Annotated in this window: 16 protein-coding genes and 1 pseudogene; 8 read left to right on the forward strand and 9 right to left on the reverse strand. The window is 60.5% G+C overall.

The window, feature by feature from the left end; translation table 11 throughout:
* Window positions 1-46 precede the first annotated feature (46 nt).
* The gene (locus tag HAP54_RS32030; RefSeq protein ID WP_175619252.1) at window positions 47-5,695 is read right to left on the reverse strand and encodes a glycosyltransferase; all 5,649 of its coding nucleotides are present in this window, start codon (window positions 5,693-5,695) and stop codon (window positions 47-49) included.
* Between the two features lie 535 nt (window positions 5,696-6,230).
* Here HAP54_RS32030 and HAP54_RS32035 point away from each other — a divergent pair.
* The 7 genes and pseudogenes from HAP54_RS32035 to HAP54_RS32065 all read left to right on the forward strand — a co-directional run bounded on the left by HAP54_RS32035 (window position 6,231) and on the right by HAP54_RS32065 (window position 17,921).
* Window positions 6,231-6,632, forward strand: a complete 402-nt coding sequence (locus HAP54_RS32035) for a hypothetical protein (protein WP_166294237.1) — start codon at window positions 6,231-6,233, stop codon at window positions 6,630-6,632.
* Window positions 6,633-6,731: 99 nt separating this feature from the next.
* A pseudogene (locus HAP54_RS32040) lies at window positions 6,732-7,226 on the forward strand (DUF4347 domain-containing protein); the annotation flags it as partial.
* 3,348 nt (window positions 7,227-10,574) lie between these two features.
* A complete protein-coding gene (locus HAP54_RS32045) occupies window positions 10,575-10,832 on the forward strand; it encodes a hypothetical protein (RefSeq protein WP_029085644.1) in 258 nt (85 codons plus the stop codon).
* A gap of 84 nt (window positions 10,833-10,916) precedes the next feature.
* Window positions 10,917-11,804 carry a hypothetical protein gene (locus HAP54_RS32050; protein ID WP_166294239.1) on the forward strand — a complete coding sequence of 296 codons (888 nt, stop codon included), beginning with the start codon at window positions 10,917-10,919 and terminating at the stop codon, window positions 11,802-11,804.
* A gap of 183 nt (window positions 11,805-11,987) precedes the next feature.
* Complete coding sequence (locus HAP54_RS32055) at window positions 11,988-14,744, forward strand: peptidase domain-containing ABC transporter (protein WP_224741688.1); 2,757 nt, start codon at window positions 11,988-11,990, stop codon at window positions 14,742-14,744.
* Entirely contained in the window at window positions 14,741-16,138 is a 1,398-nt protein-coding gene (locus HAP54_RS32060) for an HlyD family type I secretion periplasmic adaptor subunit (protein ID WP_166294241.1), read from the forward strand. Before HAP54_RS32055 ends, HAP54_RS32060 begins: the two co-directional genes overlap by 4 nt.
* A gap of 34 nt (window positions 16,139-16,172) precedes the next feature.
* Window positions 16,173-17,921 carry a tetratricopeptide repeat protein gene (locus tag HAP54_RS32065; protein WP_166294243.1) on the forward strand — a complete coding sequence of 583 codons (1,749 nt, stop codon included), beginning with the start codon at window positions 16,173-16,175 and terminating at the stop codon, window positions 17,919-17,921.
* Between the two features lie 237 nt (window positions 17,922-18,158).
* On the opposite strand, the gene HAP54_RS32070 is transcribed toward HAP54_RS32065, so the two are convergent.
* The 7 genes from HAP54_RS32070 to HAP54_RS32100 form a co-directional block, all read right to left on the reverse strand.
* Window positions 18,159-18,833, reverse strand: coding sequence for a class I SAM-dependent methyltransferase (locus tag HAP54_RS32070; protein ID WP_166294245.1), 675 nt, complete (start codon window positions 18,831-18,833; stop codon window positions 18,159-18,161).
* Between the two features lie 263 nt (window positions 18,834-19,096).
* Window positions 19,097-19,825, reverse strand: coding sequence for a hypothetical protein (locus HAP54_RS32075; protein ID WP_166294247.1), 729 nt, complete (start codon window positions 19,823-19,825; stop codon window positions 19,097-19,099).
* A 188-nt stretch (window positions 19,826-20,013) separates the two neighbouring features.
* Window positions 20,014-21,143 (reverse strand): IS3-like element ISRj2 family transposase gene (locus HAP54_RS32080; protein ID WP_166296389.1). Its coding sequence is split into 2 segments (ribosomal slippage): window positions 20,014-20,891 and window positions 20,891-21,143, totalling 1,131 coding nucleotides; the frame shifts between segments, so codons are not numbered across the junction.
* A gap of 186 nt (window positions 21,144-21,329) precedes the next feature.
* The gene (locus HAP54_RS32085) at window positions 21,330-21,476 is read right to left on the reverse strand and encodes a hypothetical protein (protein WP_166294249.1); all 147 of its coding nucleotides are present in this window, start codon (window positions 21,474-21,476) and stop codon (window positions 21,330-21,332) included.
* Between the two features lie 113 nt (window positions 21,477-21,589).
* The gene (locus tag HAP54_RS32090; RefSeq protein WP_166294251.1) at window positions 21,590-22,150 is read right to left on the reverse strand and encodes a hypothetical protein; all 561 of its coding nucleotides are present in this window, start codon (window positions 22,148-22,150) and stop codon (window positions 21,590-21,592) included.
* On the reverse strand, window positions 22,147-23,319 hold the full coding sequence (locus HAP54_RS32095; RefSeq protein ID WP_166294253.1) for an ERF family protein: 1,173 nt from the start codon (window positions 23,317-23,319) through the stop codon (window positions 22,147-22,149). Before HAP54_RS32095 ends, HAP54_RS32090 begins: the two co-directional genes overlap by 4 nt.
* On the reverse strand, window positions 23,303-24,157 hold the full coding sequence (locus HAP54_RS32100) for a YqaJ viral recombinase family protein (protein WP_224742025.1): 855 nt from the start codon (window positions 24,155-24,157) through the stop codon (window positions 23,303-23,305). The genes HAP54_RS32095 and HAP54_RS32100 overlap by 17 nt, the downstream gene beginning before the upstream one ends.
* A 246-nt stretch (window positions 24,158-24,403) precedes the next feature.
* Between HAP54_RS32100 and HAP54_RS32105 the strand changes: the two genes are divergently transcribed.
* Window positions 24,404-24,865, forward strand: coding sequence for a hypothetical protein (locus HAP54_RS32105; RefSeq protein ID WP_339156782.1), 462 nt, complete (start codon window positions 24,404-24,406; stop codon window positions 24,863-24,865).
* 94 nt (window positions 24,866-24,959) lie between these two features.
* Here the strand turns inward: HAP54_RS32105 and HAP54_RS32110 are convergent, their stop codons facing one another.
* Entirely contained in the window at window positions 24,960-25,472 is a 513-nt protein-coding gene (locus HAP54_RS32110) for a hypothetical protein (protein ID WP_166294258.1), read from the reverse strand.
* Window positions 25,473-26,421: the final 949 nt, after the last annotated feature.

Below are 26,421 nucleotides of genomic sequence, written 5' to 3' on the forward strand. Positions count from 1 at the left end.
TTTTCAGCCTATCTCAATGGCCGAGCGGCATCGACAGGATCTGCGCCTATCTGTTCAAGCGGTCGCTGATACCTTCGTCGCGCTGGACGACGAGGGGCGGCACACAAACAAAACTGCGCATAGTTTGGTAAGCAGTGTTCATCGCTCCATCGATCCCCTGATCCTCGATTACGATCGCTGTTCCAGGAAACGATATGAGCTGCTTCTTGAGAGGCAACACCGCACTGAGCAGGCGGTTCGCTCCGCGTGGGCTAATCGAGTATGCCTGCGTTCCGAAGGCGTGTCTGAGCCGGTGTGGGCGATAAATGGGTCTGCCATCCGAGGTATCGCTCCAGGCAAAAGGTTCGGCTCGATCGTAAAATCGAAACTCCGCAGCTGAAAATCCGAGATCGATCCAAAGGAACAGCGGATCGTAAACATAGCCCCATAAGATCACATCCCAGTCGGCGGGAAGTTGTTCCAATACAGCTGATCGATGCTCATAGAACGCGGGATGGCTAAGGGCATCGTCCTCGAAAACCGTCAAAGGTTGATCCTGGGACGCCGCCCTTTGCCAAAGTTGGACGTGAGAGAGTGCGCAACCCAAGGCTCCGGCACTGTAATCAAGTCCGGGGGCTATTAGCCCCTGTTTTTCGAGCTGCGAGCGATCTAGCTTGCTCCCGTCAATCGCGGAGACCCGTTCAAATCTGCCCAAGTGGGAGTTGCGGGTTCTGAACTTGTCCCAGCGACCGGTGCTTTGGTCCAAGTTGAGTACACAAATCTCATCCTTTGACTGCCTGTCCTTCTCCGTGGGGCGGCCAGGAACGCTTGCTTCCTTCGCGAGCAAGAACGAACCCAAGCCATCTGCCACGATCGAGCGAGCCACGACCTCGGCGCCGACCGAATTTAGGTGAAAGGCATCCTGATAAATATCGGCGCGGCTAGCCAGCTTCGCTTCCAAATCGCACAAGGTGTGCCCTCCCGCCCGAGCGGCCACGCGCGTCGTCTCGTTGATGGATATGCGAGTGCGGGTCACGGTTGGATCGACCCCTTCGCCTTGCAAATGGGGAATGGTCGCGAACCATAGCTCGATGCCAAACGATCGAGCGGCAAGCGAGAAGAGATCTAGCAGCCGACGACGATCATCGAACTTCGGAGTAGGAAGCAGGTTACGGTCCCGCCACGAGTTGCTCGTGTTGAGGTCAACGATCGGCTCGAGCCAACAGTCACGGCTCCAGAAGCTGGCCTCCAGGCTCGCCACGTCAACATCGACAATTCCCGTCATCAGAATGACGAGGTCGGGCTTGAGCGGCATGATCTTGTTAAGAAACAGATTCAGCATGTGGAGGGTTGTCGCTCCGCTGTAGCCACCGTTTCTTACAATGACATCTAGAGCACTCTCATTGCGCAGAATCGTCTCCAGCTTGGCGCAAAACCGGTCATCGGGGTCGAGATACATGCCCTCGACCACGCTGTCGCCGAGAACGATCACAGTTCGAGCCGCCGTAGCCGGAGACTGTGACCCGCGAATGAAGCCGAGGGCGTCAGTCTCCAGGATATATGGCTTCTGGACAAGGGCACCCTTGCGACTCTCGACGTATTCATCTGAAGGCGTATGAGACAAGGATACGTTCGCAGGATACTCCTTCAGCCGTATCGTTCTTTTTCCACTAACAGTCGAAGCGGTGTCCTTCCTCGATGCTTCCTGTGCCGATTTTCCGGCAAGATCTCCAGCAATGAGCGGTCGAATTGCCTCTCCGTCAGGTGCGAACGTCAGCCAGCCATAAATTTCGCGAGTGTCCAACGTTTGCGAAATGCCAGCGCGACGCGCGCTATGCGAAAATACGACATATTCATAGCGGCCCGAACCATCATCGTAGGTCAGTTGCGGTATGGCGTCTGCGCGAACCAGATATGTGCAATGGACCACCGGCACCTCGTGGAGCCCTGGCGACGAGCGGCTGAGGATATTGTTGTATTCCTCGCTGGGCAGAAAATACCCGTTCGCGTCGATCTTCTGGTGGTAGTTCGAATACAGCGGTCGGTCGGCGTCGGCGCATTTGAGCAGCGGCGCCACAATCGGACGATTCACATCTACGAGGCATCGCAGGGTGAGGGGGCGCAGATAGTTGTCGACGTCGACCACGAAATAGTAGTCGCATCCGAGAGCCAGAGTCCGGTTCATGCTGTGCTGGCGAATTCGACCCAGCACGGAGAAGCGAGTGGCATTCCACTCATGGTCGGCAAAGTCCTGGACGCGTTCCGATACGTCGCTGTCGTCGAACTCTACGTGCGAGTACCGCGGTCCGACACGTTTGAGCCAGTCTCGGAGAATTTGGCCGGAGTCGTCTTGATTGTTGTTGGTCCGGATGTGAATCGCAATTCGATCCGGCGGATAGTCGAGCGCCTCAATGCATTCCAGGAACAATGGCAGATGGCCAGCCTTGTTTTTTGCGAGAATTGCAATCAGCACCCTGGGAAGAAAACGCGCTGCGCCGGGCTGCCTAGGCACATCCGCAGGCTTGACCTTTTCGGAAATCCGGTCCTTCGCAAAACGCAGATTGTCCTCTACGCGTTTCCTCAGACCTTCATCGATTGATGGAATTTGAAGGATGCGACAGCAGGCGTCGATGCAGCCTTGATAATCGCCAGACCAATAGGCATTGACCGCGAATTCGTCGAGGAGCCCGAACTCATAAATCCATTCTTCGACGAATAGCGCTCCAATAGGCATCGGCAAATCGATGCCACGGCGAGCGAAGTCAGCTCCCTGCTTGTTGCGGCCCTTTAGACGACAATAACGGCTAGCTCCGTGTAACGCTTCAGCTCTCGCGGGCTGGGAGTCGCTGGCTCGCTGATAAGCCGCAATGACGTCCTCTTCAGGATGGGCAAGAGCTTCCTTAAGCCGCGCCGCACCATAAAGGGAAATGAAGACCTCTTCTTGCCAAAAGCCCATTTCAGCTCGGGCCAGGTAGTAGTTGAGTGCTTTCTCGGGCTCATTGCTGTCACGATAGCTCTGAGCAAGGTAGAAGGTATAACGAGAGCGGAGGAACGCGTCCGTCTCGGTCTGCAGCGCGCCCTCTAACAGCGCAGCATCTTTACGGTACTTCTTGGGATCTTGGCTGCGCGCGCCGCCGCCACCGATCTGGATCGCAAAGCCGGAGGCGGTCTCCCGACCGTGCGCGTCGGCCGGCGCCTCCACGAACTCGTGCAGGACGCCCCGAAAATAGAATTCCTTTCTGTTGCTGCATATGTGCGGTCGATAGTGACGGATGCCGTTGTGGTTAATGGTCACGTCATAGAGGTCTGCGGTCATGCCGGACTTGAAGGCGGCGACGTCAAATCCCGGCTCGATGGTGAGCACGTCGTCGGCGTCGATGATGAGGGCGTAGTCGACGTCCGGGTTGCGGCGCAGGCAAGCGAGCGCATGCGATCGGTTGTACGCGAAATCCCGCCAGGGTTCGTCGATGACTTCGCCTGCCAGTCCATTTTTGTCGAGCCACTGTCGTATGACGGCCTGCGTGCCGTCGGTTGATCCAGTGTCTTCGATCAGCACATAGTCGATCATCGGTCGAACGCTGTCGAGGCAACGGAGGATGACCGCCGCCTCATTCTTGACGATCATGCATAAGCCGATCGACTTTCCGTTTCGTTGCGACAATCCAAACTCCTTAGTTACCTGCTCTTTGCTTTTGCGCGCGTTCTCGAATGGTAGGGGAGGCGGCGCAGCAGAAACCTCGGCCGGCGACACCGGATCACTCTCAAGCGCGGCGCGGATCTCGGCCGCATCTATCGAGGCGATCCAGGACTCGCTGTCGGCGACCCCGTAGGATACGAGCAAGCGACGGCTGTCCGGATGCCAAGCCAGACCAGCCGCGAACTCGACCCCTTTGTCCTTAAAATAGAACGGGCGACTAAGCCGGCGCAGACCATTATCGCGATCGAACCAGACAAAGCGATGCTGATAGAACCTTCGACCGGTTTGCCACTGAACTTCATGAACGAGCGCGAGCCAGCCATCGGCAAATTCAATGAGTTGCGTTCCGCCTCGGAAATGCTCGACGGCGAAGTTGGCAACACTGTCTGAGATTACGTCGCCTCGGTCGTTTACGATCCTGGTCGGGTCGCACGAGTAGACGAAACGCAGATTTGCGCCGTTGGCCTGTGGCATCCAGTTCTTTTCGTGCAGTCGCGGACCTTCAGGGCGAAGCACGCGCCACTCAGTGAGCCGGATTTCGGAGCTGCTTTGCTGTTCAATCCGGGCGATTAACTGCTCGCACCAACCTTCAGCATTCAGCTCGCGCACGCATGCGCTGCCCCACAATGAGCCATTCCAACTGAACAGACGGATATCCTCAAGCCCTTGCACTTCTGCGAATTGGGCTTTTGGGAAATCGGCGGGCGGCAGGATCTCGGCCGCCGTTTGAACTCCAAGATCGGTATTGAGCCGTAGCAGGAAGTTGCGCGTCCGAATGGGCGCATCGTTGTCCGTCTCATATGTGCCGTCCTCGCGCAGAAGAAAATTCACCGCGCGCTGCACGAGATAGAGGTCATCCCCATGACGCGAAACGGAGGGATTGGTCGGCCAATAGCCTTGAGGCACATCGTAATCCACCGGCCGGGCGGAAAACGATGCAAAGAGCTTTTGGGCTGGCTGCAGGTAATAAAACAGGTTTGTCCGAGCCAGCTCACGCGGGCCGTCCGGAATTGCCCGGTTGACGGCTAGCCCGTTGCAGATCGAGAACCCGCGGTCCCAGCGAGCCGTGTCCTGGCTGTAGTTTGCAGCAATCGAAAATTCCTCGCGTAGACCGGTCTGATAGACATCGGTTTCGATGAAAAGGATGTCGTTCTCAGGCGCCGATATCGAAAGTCCACGCTCGGAAAAAAGCAGGCTCGTCGCATGCATTCCGCGTTCCCGATAGTATCGTGCGAGATCGTAGAGCGGCTCAGCGCGTGCCGGCCGTTGCTTGAACGCTTCAAGCGCCTTGCCGACGAACCCGTCTTCATCGCCTAGGTCTCGCAGGGAGCGCGCGTGCTGCAGCCGTGCCATCCACGCCTCTTCGTCCCAGCCTTCCATATCCGCGCGCTTGGCAAAGGTAGCAGCGGCTTCGGCATGCCGGCCGGCATCTCGATACGACCACGCAAGATAAAACCAGTATCGGGCGTTATCGGGCTCGCGCTCGAGCGCAGCTTTGAGCAGTCGGATATCCCGCTCCGATTTATCTCCGCGGTTCGCCCCGCTGGCGTGATCGATATACCAGGCGCCGCGCAGTTCAACGACGTCTCCGGGGACGTCGATATATTCGTGTGTCACACCAACGTATCTCGAGCCGCTGTCACACCGCACCAATCGCGTATTCCAATAGCTCAACCCGCCCGACGCGCGCTGCAAGAGGCGGTAACCGGGACCGGTAAGGGCTTTGCGAAAGTCGGCGTCGTCGACAATGAACTCCATATCGGCGTCGTTGAACAGGACATAGTCGAAATCGAGCTTTGAAGCGCAGGCACGATCGAGCGCGTCGTTCCGGGCCTGCCCGAAATCGTGGAAGGGAATCGTATGGAGTTCACCCGGAAGATTGCGCCGGGCAAAGAATGTTCTGATGAAGTCCTGCGTGCCGTCGGACGAGCCAGTATCGCAAATGACCCAGCAAGAGATGTGATCAGCGACCGCCGACAGGCAGCGCTCGAGATTTGCCATCTCGTTCTTGACGATCATGTTCAGGCAAATGCGTTTGTTTTCTACCACCGCCGAACTTTTTTGGTTGCTGCAAGCAATTGAGAGAAGCTCAAATTAGATGAAATTGATCTGCTGGACGCGCGATGTGGCGCGGATCTTTGGTTCCATCAGCGGACCTCACTGAAAGCGCTAACAACTTAGCTGAAAATGTTCGGGCAGCAAATTCAGCAGGTTGTCGCCTTGATGCGACATCAACTCGCTGCTTAATGGAACTCGTTCCGGAAATAATTTGACTTAAGTCGTGTTCGATTCTGAATTTTCTTGCGCTGTTTTTCCAAATCTGCTTATGCTTTAAAGAATAATTAATTTTTCGCGGTCCGTCTGCGCTTCAGGCGGGGGTATTTGGAATGACGTTCAATCTTGGAATGTGGTCGTCGGCTCGTTGCTGATGGCTTAAGTGAGTGTAGCGAGCAACTACCCAAGGTTGAATCACTGTTTTGTAGTTGGTTCGAGGGCGATCTCCGGACGTACGTGCTCCGGGCGTCGACCTCGTCCGTACGTTGGGTGGTATCGTATGGTTAAGTCAGGTCGAGCCGACAAGTCGGCGATTTCCCAGAGCATTCCGTCCATTGCACCTCCGATAACGGCGCTAGGCGTTGCCAAGTATGCGGGGCTTCTCTCTGCGGGCATCCCTAACGAGATCCTGGTGACCGGATCGTTGCCGCGAGGCGAGACCACCCAAAACGTCACCTACTTCGTCGTCGACCAAGCTACGAAGACGATCGTTTCCCAGGTCATTCTGCCGGACGCGTCCGATCGCTTTAACGCGGTTGAGATGCGAGTGAAGGTCGGGCGCTATGCGAGCGCCTACGACATCGGCACCTTTGATGCGAAGGGAGAGTTTGCGGTTTGCCCGTTCCTGTCCGTACGCAGTTCTCTGAATCTATCACCACCTGGCGGACCGAGCAGCGGATGATCTGACCGCGCTACGGGAGCGTCTGCAGTTTGATTTTTGGGTCGAGGCGGCACTCCGCGCTCGGCGCGAATTGTTGCAAGCTAAAAAAGGACCAATTTCATGGCCCACTCAGAGCTCCTGTTCGTCGATCCATTCGTCCCCGATCTAGATACACTGCTGAAAAATCTGCGTCCCGAGGTTCGGGCGATCGTGCTCGATTGCGTACGGACCGCCGCATCGCAGATGGCAGAAACGCTGAGTGGCGCTGAGCAACTGGACGCGATCCATGTTGTTGCACATGGCGCACCGGGCCGAGTGGTCTTCAGTTCAGGAGAATGGTCGGCGGCGACGCTGGCGGGCGAGGAGAATGAGCTTGCTACGATCGGCCGAGCGCTCAAGCGAGGCGGTGACTTGCGCCTGTGGAGCTGTCGTACAGCGCTTTCTGACGAGGGCGACCGTTTTATAGATGCGCTCGAAGAGGCAACCGGCGCTGTTGTTCATGGCGCCAGCAGCTCTATCGGAGCCGAGATGCTCGGTGGTCGTTGGACGCTCGATTCCAAGAGCAACGGCCGCTCGGCGGAAGCGCCGATGACTGTGCTTGGCGCGCAAAGTTATGAAGGCTTGCTCGCTGCAGTTTTGACTCTCAATGGCACGATCGGAGACTCAGGTTCGCCCGTGATCAACACGTTTTACGTGGTTGATCTCAGCACCTTTGCGATTGTTTCCTCATTTCAACTGCCTTCTAAGGGCTTTGGCGCCGGGACTGGTAACGTCCAAACGTTCAGCATTGAAGCCCTGCTTCCGAGTGCGACGGGGACCTACGGAGTATACTACAACTCAAACGGGAACAACTACATCTCGGTCGCGACCATCACGAACGGGGTGTTCTCGGGCGGTGGTGCGGCGAACGGTGATACGTTCACATCGGGTAGCGTTTCCACCTCGCTAGGAGCAACTGGCGCAACTGGCCCGACCGGTGCGACCGGTGCGACTGGCGCAACGGGAGCCACCGGCGCCAGCGGCGCAACGGGTGGTACAGGGGCTACAGGTGCAACCGGCACGACGGGCGGTACGGGCGCCACGGGTGCAACCGGCACGACGGGCGGCACGGGCGCCACGGGTGCAACCGGCACGACGGGCGGTACGGGTGCCACAGGTGCGATCGGCGACACGGGTTCGACGGGGGCCACCGGAGCCACAGGTGCGACTGGCGACACAGGTTCGACGGGAGCCACGGGTGCGACCGGCGATCCAGGCGCGACTGGCGCTACAGGTGCGACCGGCGCCACGGGTACGACGGGTGACACCGGTGCAACAGGTTCGACTGGTGCTACGGGTGTTACCGGAGCCACGGGTGCGACGGGCACGACGGGTGACACCGGCGCCACAGGATCAACTGGCGCCACAGGTGCGACTGGCGACACAGGTTCGACGGGAGCCACGGGTGCGACCGGCGATCCGGGCGCGACTGGCGCCACAGGTGCGACCGGCGCCACGGGTACGACGGGCGACACCGGCGCAACCGGAGCCACGGGTTCGACTGGCGCAACGGGTGACACCGGTGCGACCGGAGCCACAGGTGCGACTGGTGATACCGGCGCCACAGGTCCGACCGGCGCCACGGGTGCGACGGGCGACACAGGCGCAACCGGAGCCACAGGTTCGACTGGCGCCACGGGAGCGACGGGCGACACCGGCGCAACCGGAGCCACGGGTTCGACTGGCGCAACGGGTGACACCGGTGCGACCGGAGCCACAGGTGCGACTGGTGATACCGGCGCCACAGGTGCGACCGGCGCTACGGGTGCGACGGGCGACACCGGAGCCACAGGTGCGACCGGCGCCACGGGTGCGACGGGCGATACCGGAGCGACCGGCTCGACGGGAGCAACGGGAGCTACGGGCTCGACCGGAGCCACGGGTGCGACCGGCTCGACGGGAGCAACCGGAGCAACGGGCTCGACCGGAGCGACAGGTGCAACCGGCTCGACGGGTGCAACGGGAGCCACCGGCTCGACCGGATCCACGGGTGCGACCGGCTCGACGGGTGCAACGGGAGCTACGGGTGCCACCGGTTCGACGGGTGCAACCGGAGCCACGGGCTCGACGGGAGCAACGGGAGCCACTGGCGCGACCGGAGCCACAGGTGCAACCGGTTCGACGGGAGCAACCGGCTCGACGGGAGCTACGGGCTCCACCGGAGCCACGGGTGCGACCGGCTCGACCGGATCCACGGGTGCGACCGGCTCGACGGGAGCAACGGGAGCTACGGGCTCGACCGGAGCCACGGGTGCGACCGGCTCGACGGGTGCAACGGGAGCTACGGGCTCGACCGGAGCCACGGGTGCGACCGGCTCGACCGGATCCACGGGTGCGACCGGCTCGACGGGAGCAACGGGAGCTACGGGCTCGACCGGAGCCACGGGTGCCACCGGCTCGACGGGAGCTACGGGTGCCACCGGTTCGACGGGTGCAACCGGAGCCACGGGCTCGACGGGAGCAACCGGAGCTACTGGCGCGACCGGTTCGACGGGAGCAACCGGAGCAACGGGCTCGACCGGAGCGACAGGTGCAACGGGAGCCACTGGCGCGACCGGAGCCACAGGTGCAACCGGTTCGACGGGAGCAACCGGCTCGACGGGAGCTACGGGCGCAACCGGAGCGACGGGTGCAACCGGCTCGACGGGAGCAACGGGAGCCACCGGCTCGACGGGTGCAACGGGAGCTACGGGTGCCACCGGTTCGACGGGGGCGACCGGAGCAACGGGCTCGACGGGAGCCACGGGTGCCACCGGCTCGACGGGTGCAACGGGAGCCACTGGCGCGACCGGAGCCACAGGTGCGACCGGCTCGACGGGAGCAACCGGAGCTACTGGCGCGACCGGAGCCACGGGTGCCACCGGCTCGACGGGAGCAACGGGAGCTACCGGCGCGACCGGAGCCACAGGTGCGACCGGCTCGACGGGTGCAACGGGAGCTACTGGCGCAACCGGAGCCACGGGTGCGACCGGTTCGACGGGTGCAACCGGAGCCACTGGCGCGACCGGCTCGACGGGAGCTACCGGCGCGACCGGAGCCACGGGTGCCACCGGCTCGACGGGTGCAACGGGCGCCACCGGCTCGACGGGTGCGACCGGAGCAACGGGCTCGACGGGAGCCACAGGTGCGACCGGCTCGACGGGTGCAACCGGAGCCACTGGCGCGACCGGCTCGACGGGTGCGACCGGAGCAACGGGCTCGACCGGAGCCACGGGTGCCACCGGCTCGACGGGAGCTACTGGCGCGACCGGTGATCCTGGTGCAACCGGCGCAACGGGCTCGACCGGAGCAACTGGTGCGACCGGCTCGACGGGTGCAACGGGAGCTACTGGCGCAACCGGAGCCACGGGTGCCACCGGTTCGACAGGTGCGACCGGCTCAACCGGATCGACGGGAGCGACCGGACGTACAGGCGCCACCGGCGCGACTGGGCCCAGGGGACCGACCGGGCCGACAGGCCCACGAGGTCACACCGGTCGTACCGGCGCCACCGGTGCAACAGGTGCTACCGGATCGACGGGAGCAACGGGTGCCACCGGAGCAACTGGTGCTGGCGGTACCGGCTCGACTGGAGCCACCGGTTCGACCGGTTCGACCGGAGCAACAGGCTCGACGGGTGCAACCGGCACGAGCGGGTCGACCGGAGCAACGGGCTCGACTGGTCCGCGTGGTCCGACGGGTCCGACTGGTAGTCACCGTCACCATGGTCACACCGGCCCGACGGGGGCAACGGGCGGCACGGCTGGAGCAACTGGTGCGACTGGAGCAGCAGCTGCGAGCGGTTCGACCGGAGCCACTGGGGCGACGAGTGCTGGCGGTGCGACGGGCTCGACCGGCTCGGCAGGTGCAACCGGAACGACTGGTGGTCATCAAGATCAGTCGTCGCTGACCACGAAGATCGACACCGACACGACCGTTGGATCGTTGAATCCGGTGCTGCTGCGTTTGGAGGCTGCAGTTGCGGACCTGGCGCTTGCAATGGCCGGAGGGTCGATGAACGGCCAGCAGTTGCAAGCTGATCTCACGACGATCAAGGGCTTGGCCCAGATGCTGTTGTCCCGTATCGGCAACACAGATGGCGGCTCAGCTTTCGATCAGACACGTCCAGGAGGTGCTGGATCGATGGGTCAATTCGATCAATCAAACCGGCCCAACCTCAATCTGCCGAAAAACGACCATTAAGGTCGGCGGCTGAAGAAGTGACGAACAAGGAAGCCAGGGATCGCGCATCCCTGGCTTCCTCTCTGACCAGGCCTGGAATAGCTGATGGCTGGCACTCCCGTGATCGACCGCCGACGCTTCCTCGTTCTCGCGGGCAGCGCGGCGGCTCTTTTCGTCGAGAGCGGAAGGCCTCTCGGACGCGAGATCGCGCCGACAGAAGGCCTCCTGAGCTCTCCGATCGAATTATCGGGAGATTGGCATGCGGCACCGACCGATGCCGTGATGCGTGTGCTCACCCGGATCCGAGAGGTCGAACTGTCAGGTTTGCGATTGCTGTCGGATCGGCAACCCAAGAAGATCCGTATCGAAAATCGCGACGAAGTCACGCCGGCAATCTGGTTGCACAGCGACCAACCTGACATGGCGGCGATCATCGTGAACGTCGGCTATGCCGATTGGTGCAGGCTTGCCTATCAATTCGGTCACGAGCTTGGGCATGTCCTGAGCAACAGCTGGCAGTTTTCCGCCAAGCCGCAACCTCCGACACAATGGCTCGAGGAGGTGCTGGTGGAGACATTTTCGGTTCGCGGTCTGCGGCTGCTTGCCGGCAGTTGGGAGAAATCGCCGCCATTTGCGGGAGACGCAGGTTTTGCCCGCGTCATTCGTCAATATGGCTCAGCGCTGCTGGACAAGTTCAAAGCGGACGATCTTTCACCGTCCGAGTGGTTCCGTACAAATCGGGCGAAGCTGGAAGTCAGATCTGGAAAGGACGTTCCGTGGGGACCAGCGGTGGTCGGCATCCTCCAGATCTACGAGGACGTCAAAGCAGGGAAACCGACCTGTCTCGATGATTTGGGAGCCTTGAATCGCTGGCCGGAGCGGACGTCCGTTCCGATCGAGCGCTATCTCGATTTGTGGGCGGAAAGCTGTGTTGCGATTGGTTCCACCGGTGAACTGCCGTCCCGTCTACGGCAACTGTTCGCGATCGCGTGAGATGTGGGACCAGGGCCGTAATCGCATCAACCAAGTGCAGGGATTTCGGTGTCGCGCCCTGCCGAATTCGTCTAGATTGCCGCGACATAGTGAAGAATTTTATTCCGTAATCGATTTTGGAGGGTGACCGTGGACCCGCATAGGGGAGCCTTTGGGGAGCCTGGGCCCGACAAGTATGTCCGCTTGCTGCAGAAGGCCATTGACGACCTTCATGCGAGCGATGAGGCGTCGCGCAATGCGCTTTACAGCCGGGCACGCACCTTATTGGACAGCCGACTAGCCGCCAGAAAAGATCTGTCGCAGGCCGAAATCGACAATGAGAAGTTTGATTTCGACGAGGCGATGTGGCGCGTCGAAGGGCAGGTCCGCCTCTGCGCAACGGAACAGGCCAGAACTCAGTCGCATGGTGTGCACGGCGACCTGCACATTATCCCTGCGCAGGAAAGCGACACACCGCAGCTGGTCACATCGCCCGATGTTGTGCATCCGCGTGTTGCTAAAAGGTCGACCAAATCGCGAGGTGCTTCCTGGCCGGCGGCGAAAGCGCTGCGCGCGTCCATGGACGTCGTCCGTGGAGGCTCCGAGTTATTGACTGATCTCGGTGTCCGCGCACGTCTCTCCGTGCAACAAATCCGCACTGAGTTTGCCGCAAAGGCTCAATCAAAACGGCACGTCATCTCACCCGAGCGGAAGTCAAGCGATCTAGCTTCGCAGCAGGGGCATTCGATCGACCGCCTGGAGGCGCAACGCAGCCCGCAATACCAGGCGCGATTGCAAGCGGTTGTCCAGGTCGCGCGTCATCACGGCGTCGAGCTCGACGTCGCCGAGTTGAGAACCGGTGAATCCGAAATCTATCCATCGGCTGCAGCGCTCTCGGCCTGGGCGCAGAATGCGGGCCTATGGTCTCGCGCGGTCCGAACGAGTTGGCGCCACTTGCTCGGGATGAGCGAAGCCGGGCCCGTCATCTTGCTGTTTGCCGACGGTAGCGCCGCGCTCATGGTTGGTGCGAACGCCGATCAGAATATCGTCGTGCTCAGGGATCCAGGCGCCTCCGCAGACGGAGCCGTGCCCGTCGACGAGCTGCGGCTTTCTCAGGTGTGGAACGGTGAGGCCATCCTGGTGCGCGCGAGCCGAAGCCGCGTTGCAGCCGACGCGCCGTTTGACCTGCGCTGGCTCTTTGATCTCGTTCTGCACGAAAGGCGCTTGTTACGGGACATCGGAATCGCCTCGCTCACCATCAGCTTCCTGACCATCTTCCCACCGCTCCTGGTGATGACGATGGTGAACAAGGTGCTGCAATTCCACAGTACGTCCACCTTGGTCATGCTTGCCGCCGTCATGGCGGTCGTAGTCGTCTACGAAGCCCTGTTGGGCCATGCGCGACGTCTTATCATCGCGGTCGTTGGCGCCAGACTCGACGCAAAACTCAATCTGCACGTCTTCAATCGCCTGCTTCGCCTGCCGCTCGATTACTTCGAGCGTCATCCTGCGGGTGAAACGATGTACCGTATCGCGCAGGTCTATCGTGTTCGCGAATTTCTGACCGGCCGCCTCCTGACGACATTTCTCGACCTGATGACGCTTTGCGTCCTGCTCCCGTTCCTGTTCTATCTCAGCCCGATCCTGGCGAGCATTGTGCTCGGCTGCGCCGGCGCAATCCTGTTGATCATCATCGCATTCCTGAAGCCGATGCGAGAAATGTACGGACGGGTCACTACGGCCGAGACGTGGAAGTCGGCAACGCTCGGCGAGACGATCGTGGGCATCAAGACGGTCAAGGCGTTGGCTCTCGAGCCACAACGTCGCGCTCTTTGGGACGAGCGGATTGCAGAGGCCGGGAAATGGCGGCTGGAATTCGGCCGTCTGTCCAACTGGCCGCAGACTCTGGTTACTCCGATCGAGCGCTTTATGGTGCTCGGCACGACCATGCTCGGTGCGTATCTCGCGATGAACGACTCGTCAGGCTACATGGTGGGCGGATTGTTCGCGTTCCTGATGCTGAGCGCCCGGGTCGCCCAGCCACTCGTTGGGCTGGCGCGATTGATCGAGGACTATGAGGAGGTCGCGGCGGCGATCGGTGAGGCAAGTTCCGTACTTAATCGGCCAGCTGAGAGCAGCGCGCGAGCGGCGGGCTTGAGACCGAAGTTCGCAGGCGAAATAGCTTTCCAGGACGTCAGCTTCACGTACCTCAATACGACTGTCCCAGCGCTCGACCGGATCAGCTTCTCGGTTCCGGCCGGTTCGACGTTGGGGATCGTCGGTCGCAGCGGGTCGGGCAAGTCGACGGTTACGCGCCTACTGCAGGGAATCAATCGTGACTATAAGGGATTTGTGAAGATCGATGGCGCCGACCTACGCGATGTTGATCTGCGTCACCTTCGGCAAAGCCTCGGCGTCGTCTTGCAGGAGAACTTCCTGTTTCGTGGCTCCATTAGAGATAACATCATCTCCGGTCGACCGGGCCTGACGTTGTCGGATGCTGTCTATGCGGCAAGGCTAGCTGGCGCTGAGGAATTCATCGAGCGGATGCCCAATGGCTTCGAGACTTACATCGAAGAAGGATCTCCCAACCTGTCTGGCGGACAACGGCAACGGCTGGCGATCGCACGAGCGCTCATCACGGATCCGCGCATCCTGGTACTGGACGAAGCGACCAGTGCGCTCGATCCCGAAAGCGAAGCTGTCGTGACAGGAAACCTCGAACGGATCGCGAGCGGACGGACGATGATCATCGTTTCGCACCGGCTGTCGTCGTTGGTTGGCTGCGATCAGATTCTGGTACTCGATCAGGGCAAGATCGTCGATTGCGGTGCGCACAATGTTTTGGTCGAGCGTTGCGCGATCTATCGACAGCTTTGGAACCAGCAAAACCGCCATAGCGAACCGACGCGCCAGTCCGTTACTCCGAAGCTGGTCTCGGGCGGAGCGAACGAACCATGAGCGAAGTCCAGGCCAATTTGCTGCCACTACCGTTCAAGTCGAGGAAGAGCGATCCGACGTTGCCGGTCATCCTTGAGTTCCAGCAACCGTCAACGGCCATCATCAATGCTCCTGTACCGCGCGCGGCCCGTGGCACGATTTGGATCGTCTCCAGCATGGTCGCCGCCTTGGTTCTGGTTGCGGGGGTATTGCCCGTCGATCAGGTCATCACTGCGCGCGGCCTGGTGGTCTCGCAATCTTCCACCATCCTCGTACAGCCGCTGGAAACCGCAATCGTGCGTTCGATCGACGTGAGCGAGGGCCAGCATGTGCGGGCGGGCGATGTGCTGGCGCGTCTCGATCCGACCTTCGCCGAAGCAGATCGAGTGGCCCTCGATGGGCAATTGAACAGCCTTGAGCCCGAACTCGCGCGTCTGCATGCCGAGGCGGATGGCCAGCCCTTCACATACTCCGGCAGTGATCCAAACTGGGTCTTGCAGGCTTCCATTTTTAGTCATCGCAAAGCGCAGTTCGACTCCAAGATCGAAAACTATGAGCACCGACTGCAGGAACTGAATTCCGTGATAGCGAGATCGGAATCCGATGCTGTGGGCTATCGCGAGCGCCTCGGTGTGGCACAGAGCATCGAGGATATGCGCAGGCAACTGGAGGCTACCCAAACCGGAAGCCGGCTGAACTCGCTGATCGCCAAGGATACACGCGTTGAAATGCAGCGGTCGCTGTCCAACGCGGTCGCGACCGGCGAGGGGGCGAAGCGCGATCAATCGGCGCTTGCTTCGGACCGCGACGCCTACGTCCGCGGCTGGAAGGCGGAAGCTTCGCAAAAGTTGCAGGAGATCAGTGTCAAGGCAGCCGACACACGGGAGCTGCTGACCAAGGCTAACCTGCGACGCAAGTTGGTCGAGATCCGCGCCGGGCTTGATGCGATCGTGCAATCCGTCGCAAAGGTTTCGGTGGGTTCCGTCATGCAGTCGGGGCAGCAATTCATTACGCTCGTGCCAGCGGACGCGCCACTTGAGGTCGAGGCCAACATTGCGGGCAAGGATAACGGCTTCGTGCATGTCAAGGATCCCGTGTCCGTCAAGTTCGACACGTTTCCATTCTCTCAATACGGGATGGCCGAGGGAGTCGTACGTATCGTGAGCCCGGATAGCTTCAATGCTCAGGTTGAGGCACGCAATCCTACCAGTGCCATTCCGACGACGAACCTGGAGCCGTTTTACCGCACTCGGATCAGTATTGATCGCGTGGCCCTGCACGGCGTGCCGGCCGGTTTCCAACTCACGCCAGGTATGCCCGTAACCGCCGATATTAAGGTTGGTCAGCGGACCGTGCTAACGTACCTACTCGGCCTGATGCTTCCGGTGACGCAGGAGGCGTTGCGCGAGCCGTGAGCGATTTGGCTCTGCTGTCGGATGGATTCGGGAAATGCTCTTTGATCGCTTGATCGGAAAGGCGTCGCCCGAAACGGGGCTGCGCCGGGCGATCGCTCTTATCGAGAAAGAGCGGTTTGCTGAAGCGCTGCCGCAGCTGGCCCGAATGGCCGAAGCCGGCAGCGCGGAAGCTGCGTATCACATCGGAAGGCTTTACCTTCAGGGCGCCGGCGTACCGTTTAGTCGGACGGAGGGCGCGCGCTGGTTGGAACGCGCGGCGTTGAACGGCAACGCCGAGGCGCAGTCTATGCTGGCATCGCTCTTGCTCCAGGGGCTCGGCTCGCAGGCGCGAGAGGACCGCAGCGGCGCCGCAGCGCGACTATTTTCGCAGGACAGCACGGCAAAGCCAGATTTCGACGCTGCCCTGAGATGGGCTCGCATGGCGGCTGACGCCGGGTCTCCCGACGGACAGGCTCTGCTCGCTTACGTTCTAACCTATGGTCCGTCACCGCTCAGAGACCAGATACAGGCGAGAGAATGGTATCGCCGCTCCGCCGCCGCAGGCTGCGCCCAAGGACACTTGGGATATGCGCTGTCGCTCGCTGGAGACCCGAACCGGGCCGCTCACAGGGACGAGGTCGTCGAACACATGCAAGCAGCGGCGGCCGCTGAAATTCCGACGGCCGTCTTTATGCTGGGTGTGCTCACGGAAGGAGGGATCAGCGGCAAACACGATCCAACTGCAACCGCTGAACTCTACCGCAAAGCTGCTGAGCTGGGACACCGCGGTGCGCAGATTAAATGGGGGACGCTGCTGATTGAAGGTACCGTCGTTGCCAGGGATCTGGTGTTGGGCGAGACTTGGCTTCGTCGTGCTGCCTTGGCGGGTGACGCTCGTGCCGCGGAACTGGTTGGCAACCTTTATGCCAAGGGTGGAGCATTGCCGCCGAATTATGTGGAAGCGGCAAACTGGTATCGTCGTGCGGCAGAGGGTGGAAACGCGGCGGCGGCTCGGTCGTTGAGTTCGTTCTACATGACCGGAGCCGGAGTACCTCGAGACAGCCATGAAGCGGCCCGCTGGTTGCGCATCGCTGCCGAGGCCGGAAATTTGGATGCTCAGGTCGACGTCGGAAATGACTTGCTGGAACGAGCGGCCAGTGGAGAGGAATGTCCGCCGGTCGCGGATTGGTTCATGCAGACGGCGCAACGCGGCAATCTTGTCGCCGCGTTCAATCTTGGCGTTTGCCTTCTCCAGGGCATAGGTGTTGTTCGCAACGAACAACAAGCAGCGGTCTGGCTGAGGCGTGCGGCTGAAGGGGTCCCAGAGGCGCAATTTATGATCGGTCGTCTTGTTGCCGATGGGCGTGGTGTGCCGGCCGATCCGAGAGCAGCGCGCGATTGGTTCGCGCGTGCGGCGCAGGGAGGGATCACCGATGCGCAGGTTGCCCTGGCCGAGATGCTCGTGAACGGTCGCGGGGGCCCGCAGGACGCTCCTGCCGCGCTTAAGTTATGCGAACAGGCGGCGGCCAATGGACACGCCGGGGCAATGTTTGCCTTAGGTGCGATGTATAGCGGCGGCCATGCCATTGCCGTTGATCGAGCCAAAGCCGAGCATTGGTTTCATGCAGCCGCAGAACGCGGTCATGGTCAAGCTCAACTCATGCTTGGGCGCTATCTGCGAAGCGGTGCGGCGGGACATAGCGACCTCAAGCAAGCGAGTCATTGGTTGGAGATGGCTGCCGCCCAAGGCATTGTCGATGCAGACGCAGAACTGGCGGACCTGGAAAGGGCTTCGTCAAGATAATCTCACGAACGGGCAGGCCGTCCGTCCTGGGCCGCCGCGTCGACCCTATGCTTCCTTCGGCCAGATGATAGACCGTCGCGCTTTCGAGCCATGCCGACTCTAAGTCGGGAGTCGGAAGGCACCGCAAACAGCCGAGATCTTGCGCTTTTAGTGAACACAGCGCGCTGCAACTCGGAAGCTTACGCATCCTCAGTGCTTTTGCACGATACCGTATTCGAGGCCGGTGAGGTCATGTGATTAGAGCCGGCCGGAATTGACGAACATCAACCCGCTTTGCTGCATGTAAGCAGCTCCGTCCTTCTCAGCGAGATTCCTGATGCGACGTGTGTCAGCTTCAAGGTACTCGCACCCTTTTCGATGCAGATGGTCAATCCAGTATTCCGATGTCTGCAAGTTGACGTGGTGATATCCGATTTGCCCAGGAACGGCATGAGTCATCAGGATGTATTTGCCGCACGTGAGACTGAGAAGGACGTTCTCCAGGTATTTTTCGTCAATGTGCTCGACGACCTCTTGGCAATGAACCAAGTCTGTTCGAGTGACAATCGGGGCTTGGGTAATATCCTGCTGGAACGCCGGGTAAGTTGATTTTTCAACGCTCTCTGGAAATCCATCGGTCGCCAACACCATGAGACCGGCTTTGTGAAAGTAATGAGCAGCGTTTCCACATCCGCTGCCAAGGTCCAATACCGATTGAATACAAAATCTGGAAATGACGTAGTCCCATACCAAGGGACAGTAGGTGAAGGGATCGCCAGCCTTGATGCTCCCGCCAAGATGCGGCGTGTTTTGGTCTGCAGCGTTTTGCAGTCCGCGATATGTAATGGGTTCCATTTTTAGCATCCAACTCAAAATGAAAGTTTGATACTCGCAATATGCGGTTGCCGCGTCTAGAGCTTCCTTGGCCTGCACCAGCATTTCGGCGTAACACAGCCAGCAGCGGAGGAAATGAGCAGATTTGCGATGCCAGAGCACGCGCGACTGATTCCGCGGTCGCTGGGCGCATTGCATCCCTGGCGACCGGGATTTGCGCCGGGCTACTGCTTGTCGTGGGCGCGCAGTCGCTTGCTCGCGCCGGTATTTCTACGGAGCATCAAGCGAGAACGTTGAGAGCGTGGTGCAGATGCCGCAATACCGGACAACTAGGGCGACTTCGCTCCACGCGTTGGTCCAGGTCAGCTTAGAAGCTCTTGAAGCCGATCGGGCAAAGCTGGCGAAGCCTGCAGTTTTTTGCAGCTGTCCTTCCAAGCCTCCAGATATTGTTCAAGTGGGATAGCGCTGCGGCCATCCCATCGGTTTAGCGCGCCAAGCGCTTCCATGGTGGCCGGGTTGCGCTCGTATTCTTCGAGGATAAAGAGAGATGCCGCCTGTGCAAACGCGTTGAGGCACGGGTCCGCCTCCAACGCGGCACGATGCTGCCTGAACCAGGCGTTGGGATTCTTTGAATTACCTTGTTCAGTTGCCAACTTTCCGTAACGCTCGACGGCATTTTGTCGATAGACCGCAACGGCGGCGCCAAAACCGCTGTCATCCCTAAACGGAGGATCGCGCGACCAGTTGTCCGCCAACAGGGCGAGGCCTCGCAGCGTAAAGGCGTCTACCAAGGCCTCCTCCAACCATTGGCTGGGTGCTGCGGGCTTGGCATCCGGCCGCCATGAGTTGGATGTAACGTGTCCTAACTCGTGACCAAACTGATAGGCGAGCCTCGACCAATCCCGTTCCCCAATGTCGACGACAATCCAGGCAAGGTCGGTTCTGTCATTGTGAAGCCAGACCGCGGGAGGGCCGCTGGTGCGCTCCTCAACGCGCAGGCGGTCGGGTTGGTCGTTTGAAATAAGGCGGAAACCGTCAAGGCAAGCAGCACGCATCCGCTCAACAACTTGCAGAGCCGCATGCGGGATCATGCGACCCCAGTCGCCCGCGAGTTCGATTGGAGCGGCGCGGAGAGAGCTGGCGCCGGTTGTTTGGACAGCGCCCCGCGGGATTTAAGTGGATTCCTGCCGGGTTATGCTGAACGCGGGGCCTTTCGATTTTGTCGTTGCGTCGGGAGGGCGTAGCCCGACCAGAGCGACGACAAAATCGTCGGCGACGGTCATGCGGCCATCACCATAGCTTGCGTGCCGAAGTAAGCCTCGTCGGGCGTGCGCCCGTCAAGGCTCGAGTGAGGGCGTCCCTGATTGTAGAAGGCCAGATACTTGGCAATTGACGCTCGCGCCTCGGACACGCTGTCGTAGGCGCGGAGATAAACTTCTTCGTATTTGACCGTGCGCCAGAGCCGCTCGACAAACACGTTGTCGCGCCAGGCGCCCTTGCCGTCCATGCTGATGGCGATCTTCGCGTCCAGCAGCACATCGGTGAACTCGAGGCTGGTGAACTGGCTGCCCTGGTCCGTGTTGAAAATCTCGGGCCTGCCGTGCTTCGCCAACGCCTCCTGGACCGCTTCGACGCAGAAGGCCGCCTCCATTGTGATCGAGACGCGATGGGCCAGGACCCGTCGGCTGAACACATCGACGACCGCCGCGAGATAGACGAAGCCACGCCGCATCGGAATGTAGGTGATGTCCATTGCCCACGCCTGGTCGGGCCGCTCGATCTTCAATCCGCGCAACAGGTACGGGTAGATCTTGTGACCCGGTGCCGGCTTACTCGTGTTCGGGCGACGATAGACCGCCTCGATCCCCATGCGCTTCATCAGCGTCGCGATGTGGCGGCGACCGGCGTATACGCCCTCCCGCCGCAGCAACGATCGCTGCATACGCGCTCCCGCGAAGGGATAATCGAGATGCAGCTCATCGAGCCGACGCATCAAGGCAAGGTCCTCGGCCGAAACTGGCCGAGGTTCATAGTAGACCGTGCTGCGAGCCAGCTTCAGGACCTTCGCCTGGCGCACGATAGAAAGATCATGACCGCGGTCGATCATCGCTTTGCGCTCAGCAGGCCCGCCTTGGTGAGCGCGCCGGACAAAAAATCGTTTTCCAACGCCAGCTCGCCGATCTTGGCATGTAACGCCTTCAAATCGACCGGCGTCTCGGCCGACGCCTTGTCATGCCCAAACACGCCGGCGGCGCCTTCCAGGAGCTGGTTTTTCCAGATCGTGATCTGGTTCGGATGAACATCAAACAGTTGCGCCAGCTCCGCCAGCGTCTTCTCGCCTTTGACCGCAGCCAAAGCAACCTTCGCCTTGAATGCCGGAGAATGCATCCGGCGGCTCTTCTTCGTCATCTTCGCTCCTGATTCGCGGCAAGAATCCTCGCCGCTGTCAGGCAGAAAATCCACTCAAGCTACTGTCCGAATTTGCGGAGCCAGCTCTGAGGCCTGCACCATGATCGGCTGTCGAAAACATGGAGCATTATCCTTCGAGCTTTCACAACTTCAACACCTGGCGCTGATTACACAATGATATTGTGATCAGAGCAATGCGCAATATCGTCCGCGCTCGCGCGGCGGCTTAGAACCAGCGCCCAAATCCACGAGATTAACGCGCTTGCGCAATTTGAGGTCCGTCGTTGCCTGCTTTAAGTGTTCGGCCTGTTTCCTCGTCAGCTTCTCGGTCAAGCGGAGATTGATGGTGCGGCTCCTTTCAACAGAGGAGTTCATGTGCAGGAGCGACGGACCGTGAGCGCAAAAGATCAGCGTTTATCACCGCCCTCGTTGTGGGGCCCAGTGTGCTAGGCCAGAAGGCGATGCTTCTTAATCTCCCTGATTACCATAAGTCGTCTGGCCTGCGCCGCATTGAGCAGGTTTTCAAACAAAACGAAGACCTCGCGTGCCTGGACGTAGACGTCGGTGTTGATGGAATGCTGATCGAAACCGTACGACGCCAGGCGCGCCTCGATTTCGGTGGTGGCAACAGGATCGAGCCGCCAACTCAGCGCGTTTTGCCTTGTGTAATACTCGGCCTCATCTTCGAACTCAGGCGCGATCCCGGCCATGTCGATGCTGCGTAAGGCGGCCTCAATCGCCTTTTGCCGGTAGATCGCAAGCACCCGATGACGCAGCAGGCGGTAGCGTTGGATTTCCCAGGAGAGTTCGGCGACGTCGATCGCGAGCAGCCATTCGATGGCAGACCGCGGCGCCAAATCGGCGAAGACTGCCTGGCGTAGCGCGTGGTAATGGTCAAGCCGTTCACCGGGGAGCAGCAGGGGAGGCGGTGCCAACACCTCAAACTCGACCGGCAGCGTTGGCGTTGTTGCGTTCAACTCACGTGCGGTTTGGAATGGCCCGTTCATCGTAGCGAAGCCTCCGACCCCAGGCGCGAGGGGGCGGCCGCGCCGACGACGGCGGCGGTGGGTGGACTGTGGATCGAACTCGTCGCCCACAAGTCATGCGCCACCCGCAATGGCTCGATTTTCAGGTTCGCCCACCAGGCCCTTTCATTGCCCTGTCGATGCAGCTCCTGGTGATGGACGCGGCACAATGGGACGGTGAACTCGTCGCTGACCTTGCGGCCGAGAGCCCTGGGTTGGGCGAACTTCAAATGGTGGGCGTCAGTGGGGGATTGCCGGCAAACGAGGCAGGGTTGTTCTCGGACAAACATGAGGTGCGCTTTGCTGCGCCTGCGGGGCAGCTCCTTGGGATACGCCAATCCCGCCGCGGGCGCATCTGTCAGGGAAGCCGGCACCGCGGCCTCCGTGGCTGCGGAAGGCTGTGGGAGCTGCTCTGGCGCTTGCTCTAAGATGGGCGCCTGTTCGACCATCCCGGCTCGGTCGGCTTCCTGAAGCTTGGTCAGATAGACGGCCTCGACGAGCTTGGCGTCCGGCTCCAAAAGGGTGTTCTTGAGCGGAAGGCTGGCCTTGGCCCAGGTGAGTAGATCCTCCCCGGCAGGCAGGACCGAGAGCTGGCTCAACAGCCGCTCCCGAAGCTCGGCCGACTGCGTTGGATCGAGCACCGGCGCGCGGTTGAGAACGCCCTTGGCGGGGGTGGCCTTCGCACCAGCGGGTGCTTGCGGCGCCGCGGCCGGCGTGCCCGCCACCGCGTCGGGGGCGTCAAGATCGTCCTCGCCGGCAATTCCGACCAGGGCAAAGAGGGCATAGCGGCGGGCATAGGTGAGCGCCGCGCCCATGCGGTGCGGCGCCTCGACGTCTTTGACGGCGCAGACCGGCAAGTCCGAGGAAATCCATTCCCCGGAGGCATGAGCGAGCAGGGTGGTGAGGTGGATGTGGCCCGTGGTGGTCTCGATCCGTGTGGTCTGAATGGTCGCGATCTCATGCCGGCTTAAGGTCTTACGCACGATGTCGAGGCCCGCGGCGAGCGACGCATAGCGGAAGGTCCGATCGTCATCGCGCAGGAACGGTGAGCGGATCACAGCGGTCAAGGTCTTCTCCGGGTTGGTCAGTTCGGCCTGCGCTTTGGCGAGCGCGGCCGCGATCGCGCCGATATGTTCACTGGCCTGATGCATCGACGCGCTCCATCTCAAGCGGGTCAAAGCTGACGGAGCCGGATTTCGCGCGCTTGGCACGAATGCCGCAGCCGAACGCTTCCTTGGCATCCTCCGGCACAAGCTTTTTCAACTCGGCCTTCGCCCGTTCGTGGTCGCCATGGGCGATGCGGGTGCGGAGGTAACTTGCCGCACATTCGGCCCACAGGTTGGAGGCGGTCATGTCGACGATCTTGACGGCCGCCAGGCGCGGGCGCGGCGCCTCGCTCCCGAACAGGGCCGGAGGCTCGCCACTTTGCACGCAGCGCCAGAACTTCTTCTCCGCGGTCAGCAGAAGATGCTGGTAGAGCGGGTCGGCATGCACGGTGATCTCGATCCATTTGCCGCCACCGGTGATCACCGAGAGCACCGCCGACCTAGCCGCGATCACCCACATATTGTGCTGCAGCTGCGCCATGTGCTTTTCCGCTGCTGCTTCCTCACTAAAAGCCCATGGCAGCATGAACTTGGCTTCGAACACCGCGCCGGTTTGTTCGACGATGCCGTCGAGCGTTGCCGCCATCCATGCATGGACGGGATGACGCACGCGCTTCTGGATGTCTTTCAGGGTCTGGCCACTATTGCGTTGATACCAGCTACGATTGAGTTCTTCGGTGGCGGTGCCGAGCTGGACGATAAGGTTGTTGGACAAGTCCTCCGGCTCGCTCTCGCCGCGCTTTTCGCGCCACAGGCGGATCAGGTCCGCCTCATCATTGCCCATGATGATACGAGCATCCGAGCCGCCGATAAAATGACGGCGATCAGCAGGGTTGAACTTGACGAGCTGGAATCGTGGCTCTGTTACGCCACTGCTCTGAATAGCACTCACCGGTATCTCCCGTTATGAACAGCGCGGCGATGGTTGCCGCACTGCGCAAACCTCGCGGGATGCGAGGTGAGATAACGGGGCCATTTCTGTGCCCGGCCGACTCAGTAACGCTCCGTTTGCCGCGGAAGGCCAGTCCTTTCTGCAGCAACAATCTTGCTCTTTTGCCCGCCAAGGCTTGATGCAGATAACGAACGGAGCAAGGTGGCGAGGGTGACCGCTAAAGTAGGACAAGAGGGCATGGCGTCAGTTCGACAAATCAAAGCCAATCGGAGAAATGCCAAGCGCAGCACCGGCCCGAAGACAAACCAGGGAAAGGCCCGGTCGGGCCGGAATGCGCTTCGTCACGGGTTGTCGCGGTCGATGGTGTATGAGAGCACGGAGACGGACGCGTTGAAGCAAGCTATTCTCAATCGCTTGGAGCAAGAAGGGCGGCCGTTCGAGCCGGCCGCCATCGTGAGCGCCCAGCAAGAGCTCGCCCGCGTCCGCACGGCTCGTTACGAATTGATCGCCGCATTCCTGCTGGCCCCGAACACGGCGCTTGCAAAACGGATTGGCGGCCTTGCGCGCTACGAAAGCACGGCCTTTGCAAAGCAGAAGCGTGTCATCCGGGCCAGCGGGAGCAGAAGGGCGCGCGCAGAAGCAAATGGGCTTCCGGCAGAAATGGAGCGCGGCATGAAGTCGCCTCGACGTCTCGATTGAACTTGCGGCTCTCCACGACTAACCTCTGGCTTCTTGAAAACGCCTAATCGCGGTGTCCACAAATCGGTCGCTGCTGCGCAAACGCTTGCGGCGTTTAGTCATTCCCGAAGACTATTGGACGAGAGGGGGCATCGCCACCCAATGCGACAATTGGCGCTTGGAGTTGTTCGGCCTGCTCTATCTGCTGTTGTTGACGCTTAGCGCGCTCTGCAGCTAGCCGTTTTGCTTTGCGTTCAGCGTATCGCTTACGTCGTTCCCTATCTTCAACCTCGGCTTTTCGCACGTCCACCTTAGCTACCTGTTTCTCAACCGGCGCTTGGACGTCCTTGATCGGCTCGGGTTGTATCTGCGGCCGCGAAGAGTGAGTCGTTTCTGACGTGGCGGCCGCCTGTTGAGTGGCAACTTGCAGAGGCTGCGCCGCTTCTGCTGTAGACGGCAAGATGACTCGTCCTGATGCTGGCGGTGCTGGCGAAGAGACGCGTGCCTGGTGGCTGGCCGGCTCCCCAAGAACCGAATTTGCCACGACTAGTCCACTACCGAATCCTGCGCCGAGTATTAAAAATGTTGTCCCAACCCCTGCGAGAAAAATGCCAGCTTTCGATGCCATGGTCCGCTCTCCTTCGATGAGAACGAACGCGCGAAAGTTACTCGTGTTCCGCCTCGGGATAATCTGTCAATGACTGCGCTCGTCTGAGCGATGCCCATTACAGCGTTCGCCTACTTCGGCACGCTGAAGGCCGATGCCCCAGAATCGCAGCTATCGGACTCGTCATAGCAGGTCGAACCTAGGCATCTCGCGCATGCGAAACTCAGATAGTCAAGAAGTCGCGTATGGTGCGACACTGATCTTGGTGGCTAAGCTGCAGTTGAAGCTTGCCCATGGTGCGCTCGCTCGGTGATCCGCCGTTCAAGAGCGGCAATGGTCATCTTCAGATTGTTCCGCCGCTCGATCAGCGACTTCGTCAGCATCGAATACTTCGAGTCGGATCGGTCTGAAATACTCATGCGCTTTCTTCGGCCGCGATCTCGGACTCAATCAGTTTAAGGGTACGGACAAGATCGGCCAAGATCTTACTAACCACCGTGACCTCTGGTGTTGCGCTTGCGCGAGCTGTCTCAAAGCGAGGGGCCTCGTCCGGTACCGATGACCGCGAGCGGGACGACGGCAACGGGACATGCGACCTGGACGGAAGCAGGTCGGGGGGCTTGTGACGGGGGTGGCATGATCGCGCAAAGACCGCCGCCGGTCTCACAAATACATGCCCGCGGCGTTTTCGTCCTGAACCGGGACGCTGAAATCCCCAGCCTCACTTAGACTGCATGGCTTACGCCAGACCGGAGGTTCATCGTCTGCTGGCGACGTGCACGGGCGAATTTGTGGTTGGTTGCGGCGGTCCCATCGTTGCCCATACGGCGATGCCGATGGCCAACGCGGCTAACACCGTCTTCGTCGCGATCCTCTCGCCTGTCATTCCGCAAGCCTTTCAGTGCGCCACTCGGCGCATCTCGTGGAGGCGTGCCAGGCAAAAGTCACGATACAGAATGTTGATGAAATC

Origin of the sequence: Bradyrhizobium sp. 2S1, from assembly GCF_011516625.5 — a bacterium.
Classification (GTDB): Bacteria; Pseudomonadota; Alphaproteobacteria; order Rhizobiales; family Xanthobacteraceae; genus Bradyrhizobium; species Bradyrhizobium septentrionale.

Excerpts from the sequence above, each read along its gene's own strand:
- HAP54_RS32035 (WP_166294237.1), top strand. The coding sequence starts at position 6,231 with ATGGTTAAGTCAGGTCGAGCCGACAAGTCGGCGATTTCCCAGAGCATT.
- HAP54_RS32105 (WP_339156782.1), top strand. The coding sequence starts at position 24,404 with ATGGCGTCAGTTCGACAAATCAAAGCCAATCGGAGAAATGCCAAGCGC.
- HAP54_RS32110 (WP_166294258.1), bottom strand. The coding sequence starts at position 25,472 with ATGGCATCGAAAGCTGGCATTTTTCTCGCAGGGGTTGGGACAACATTT.
- HAP54_RS32060 (WP_166294241.1), top strand. The coding sequence starts at position 14,741 with ATGAGCGAAGTCCAGGCCAATTTGCTGCCACTACCGTTCAAGTCGAGG.
- HAP54_RS32075 (WP_166294247.1), bottom strand. The coding sequence starts at position 19,825 with ATGATCCCGCATGCGGCTCTGCAAGTTGTTGAGCGGATGCGTGCTGCT.
- HAP54_RS32090 (WP_166294251.1), bottom strand. The coding sequence starts at position 22,150 with ATGAACGGGCCATTCCAAACCGCACGTGAGTTGAACGCAACAACGCCA.
- HAP54_RS32095 (WP_166294253.1), bottom strand. The coding sequence starts at position 23,319 with ATGCATCAGGCCAGTGAACATATCGGCGCGATCGCGGCCGCGCTCGCC.
- HAP54_RS32065 (WP_166294243.1), top strand. The coding sequence starts at position 16,173 with ATGCTCTTTGATCGCTTGATCGGAAAGGCGTCGCCCGAAACGGGGCTG.
- HAP54_RS32030 (WP_175619252.1), bottom strand. The coding sequence starts at position 5,695 with ATGATCGTCAAGAACGAGATGGCAAATCTCGAGCGCTGCCTGTCGGCG.
- HAP54_RS32050 (WP_166294239.1), top strand. The coding sequence starts at position 10,917 with ATGGCTGGCACTCCCGTGATCGACCGCCGACGCTTCCTCGTTCTCGCG.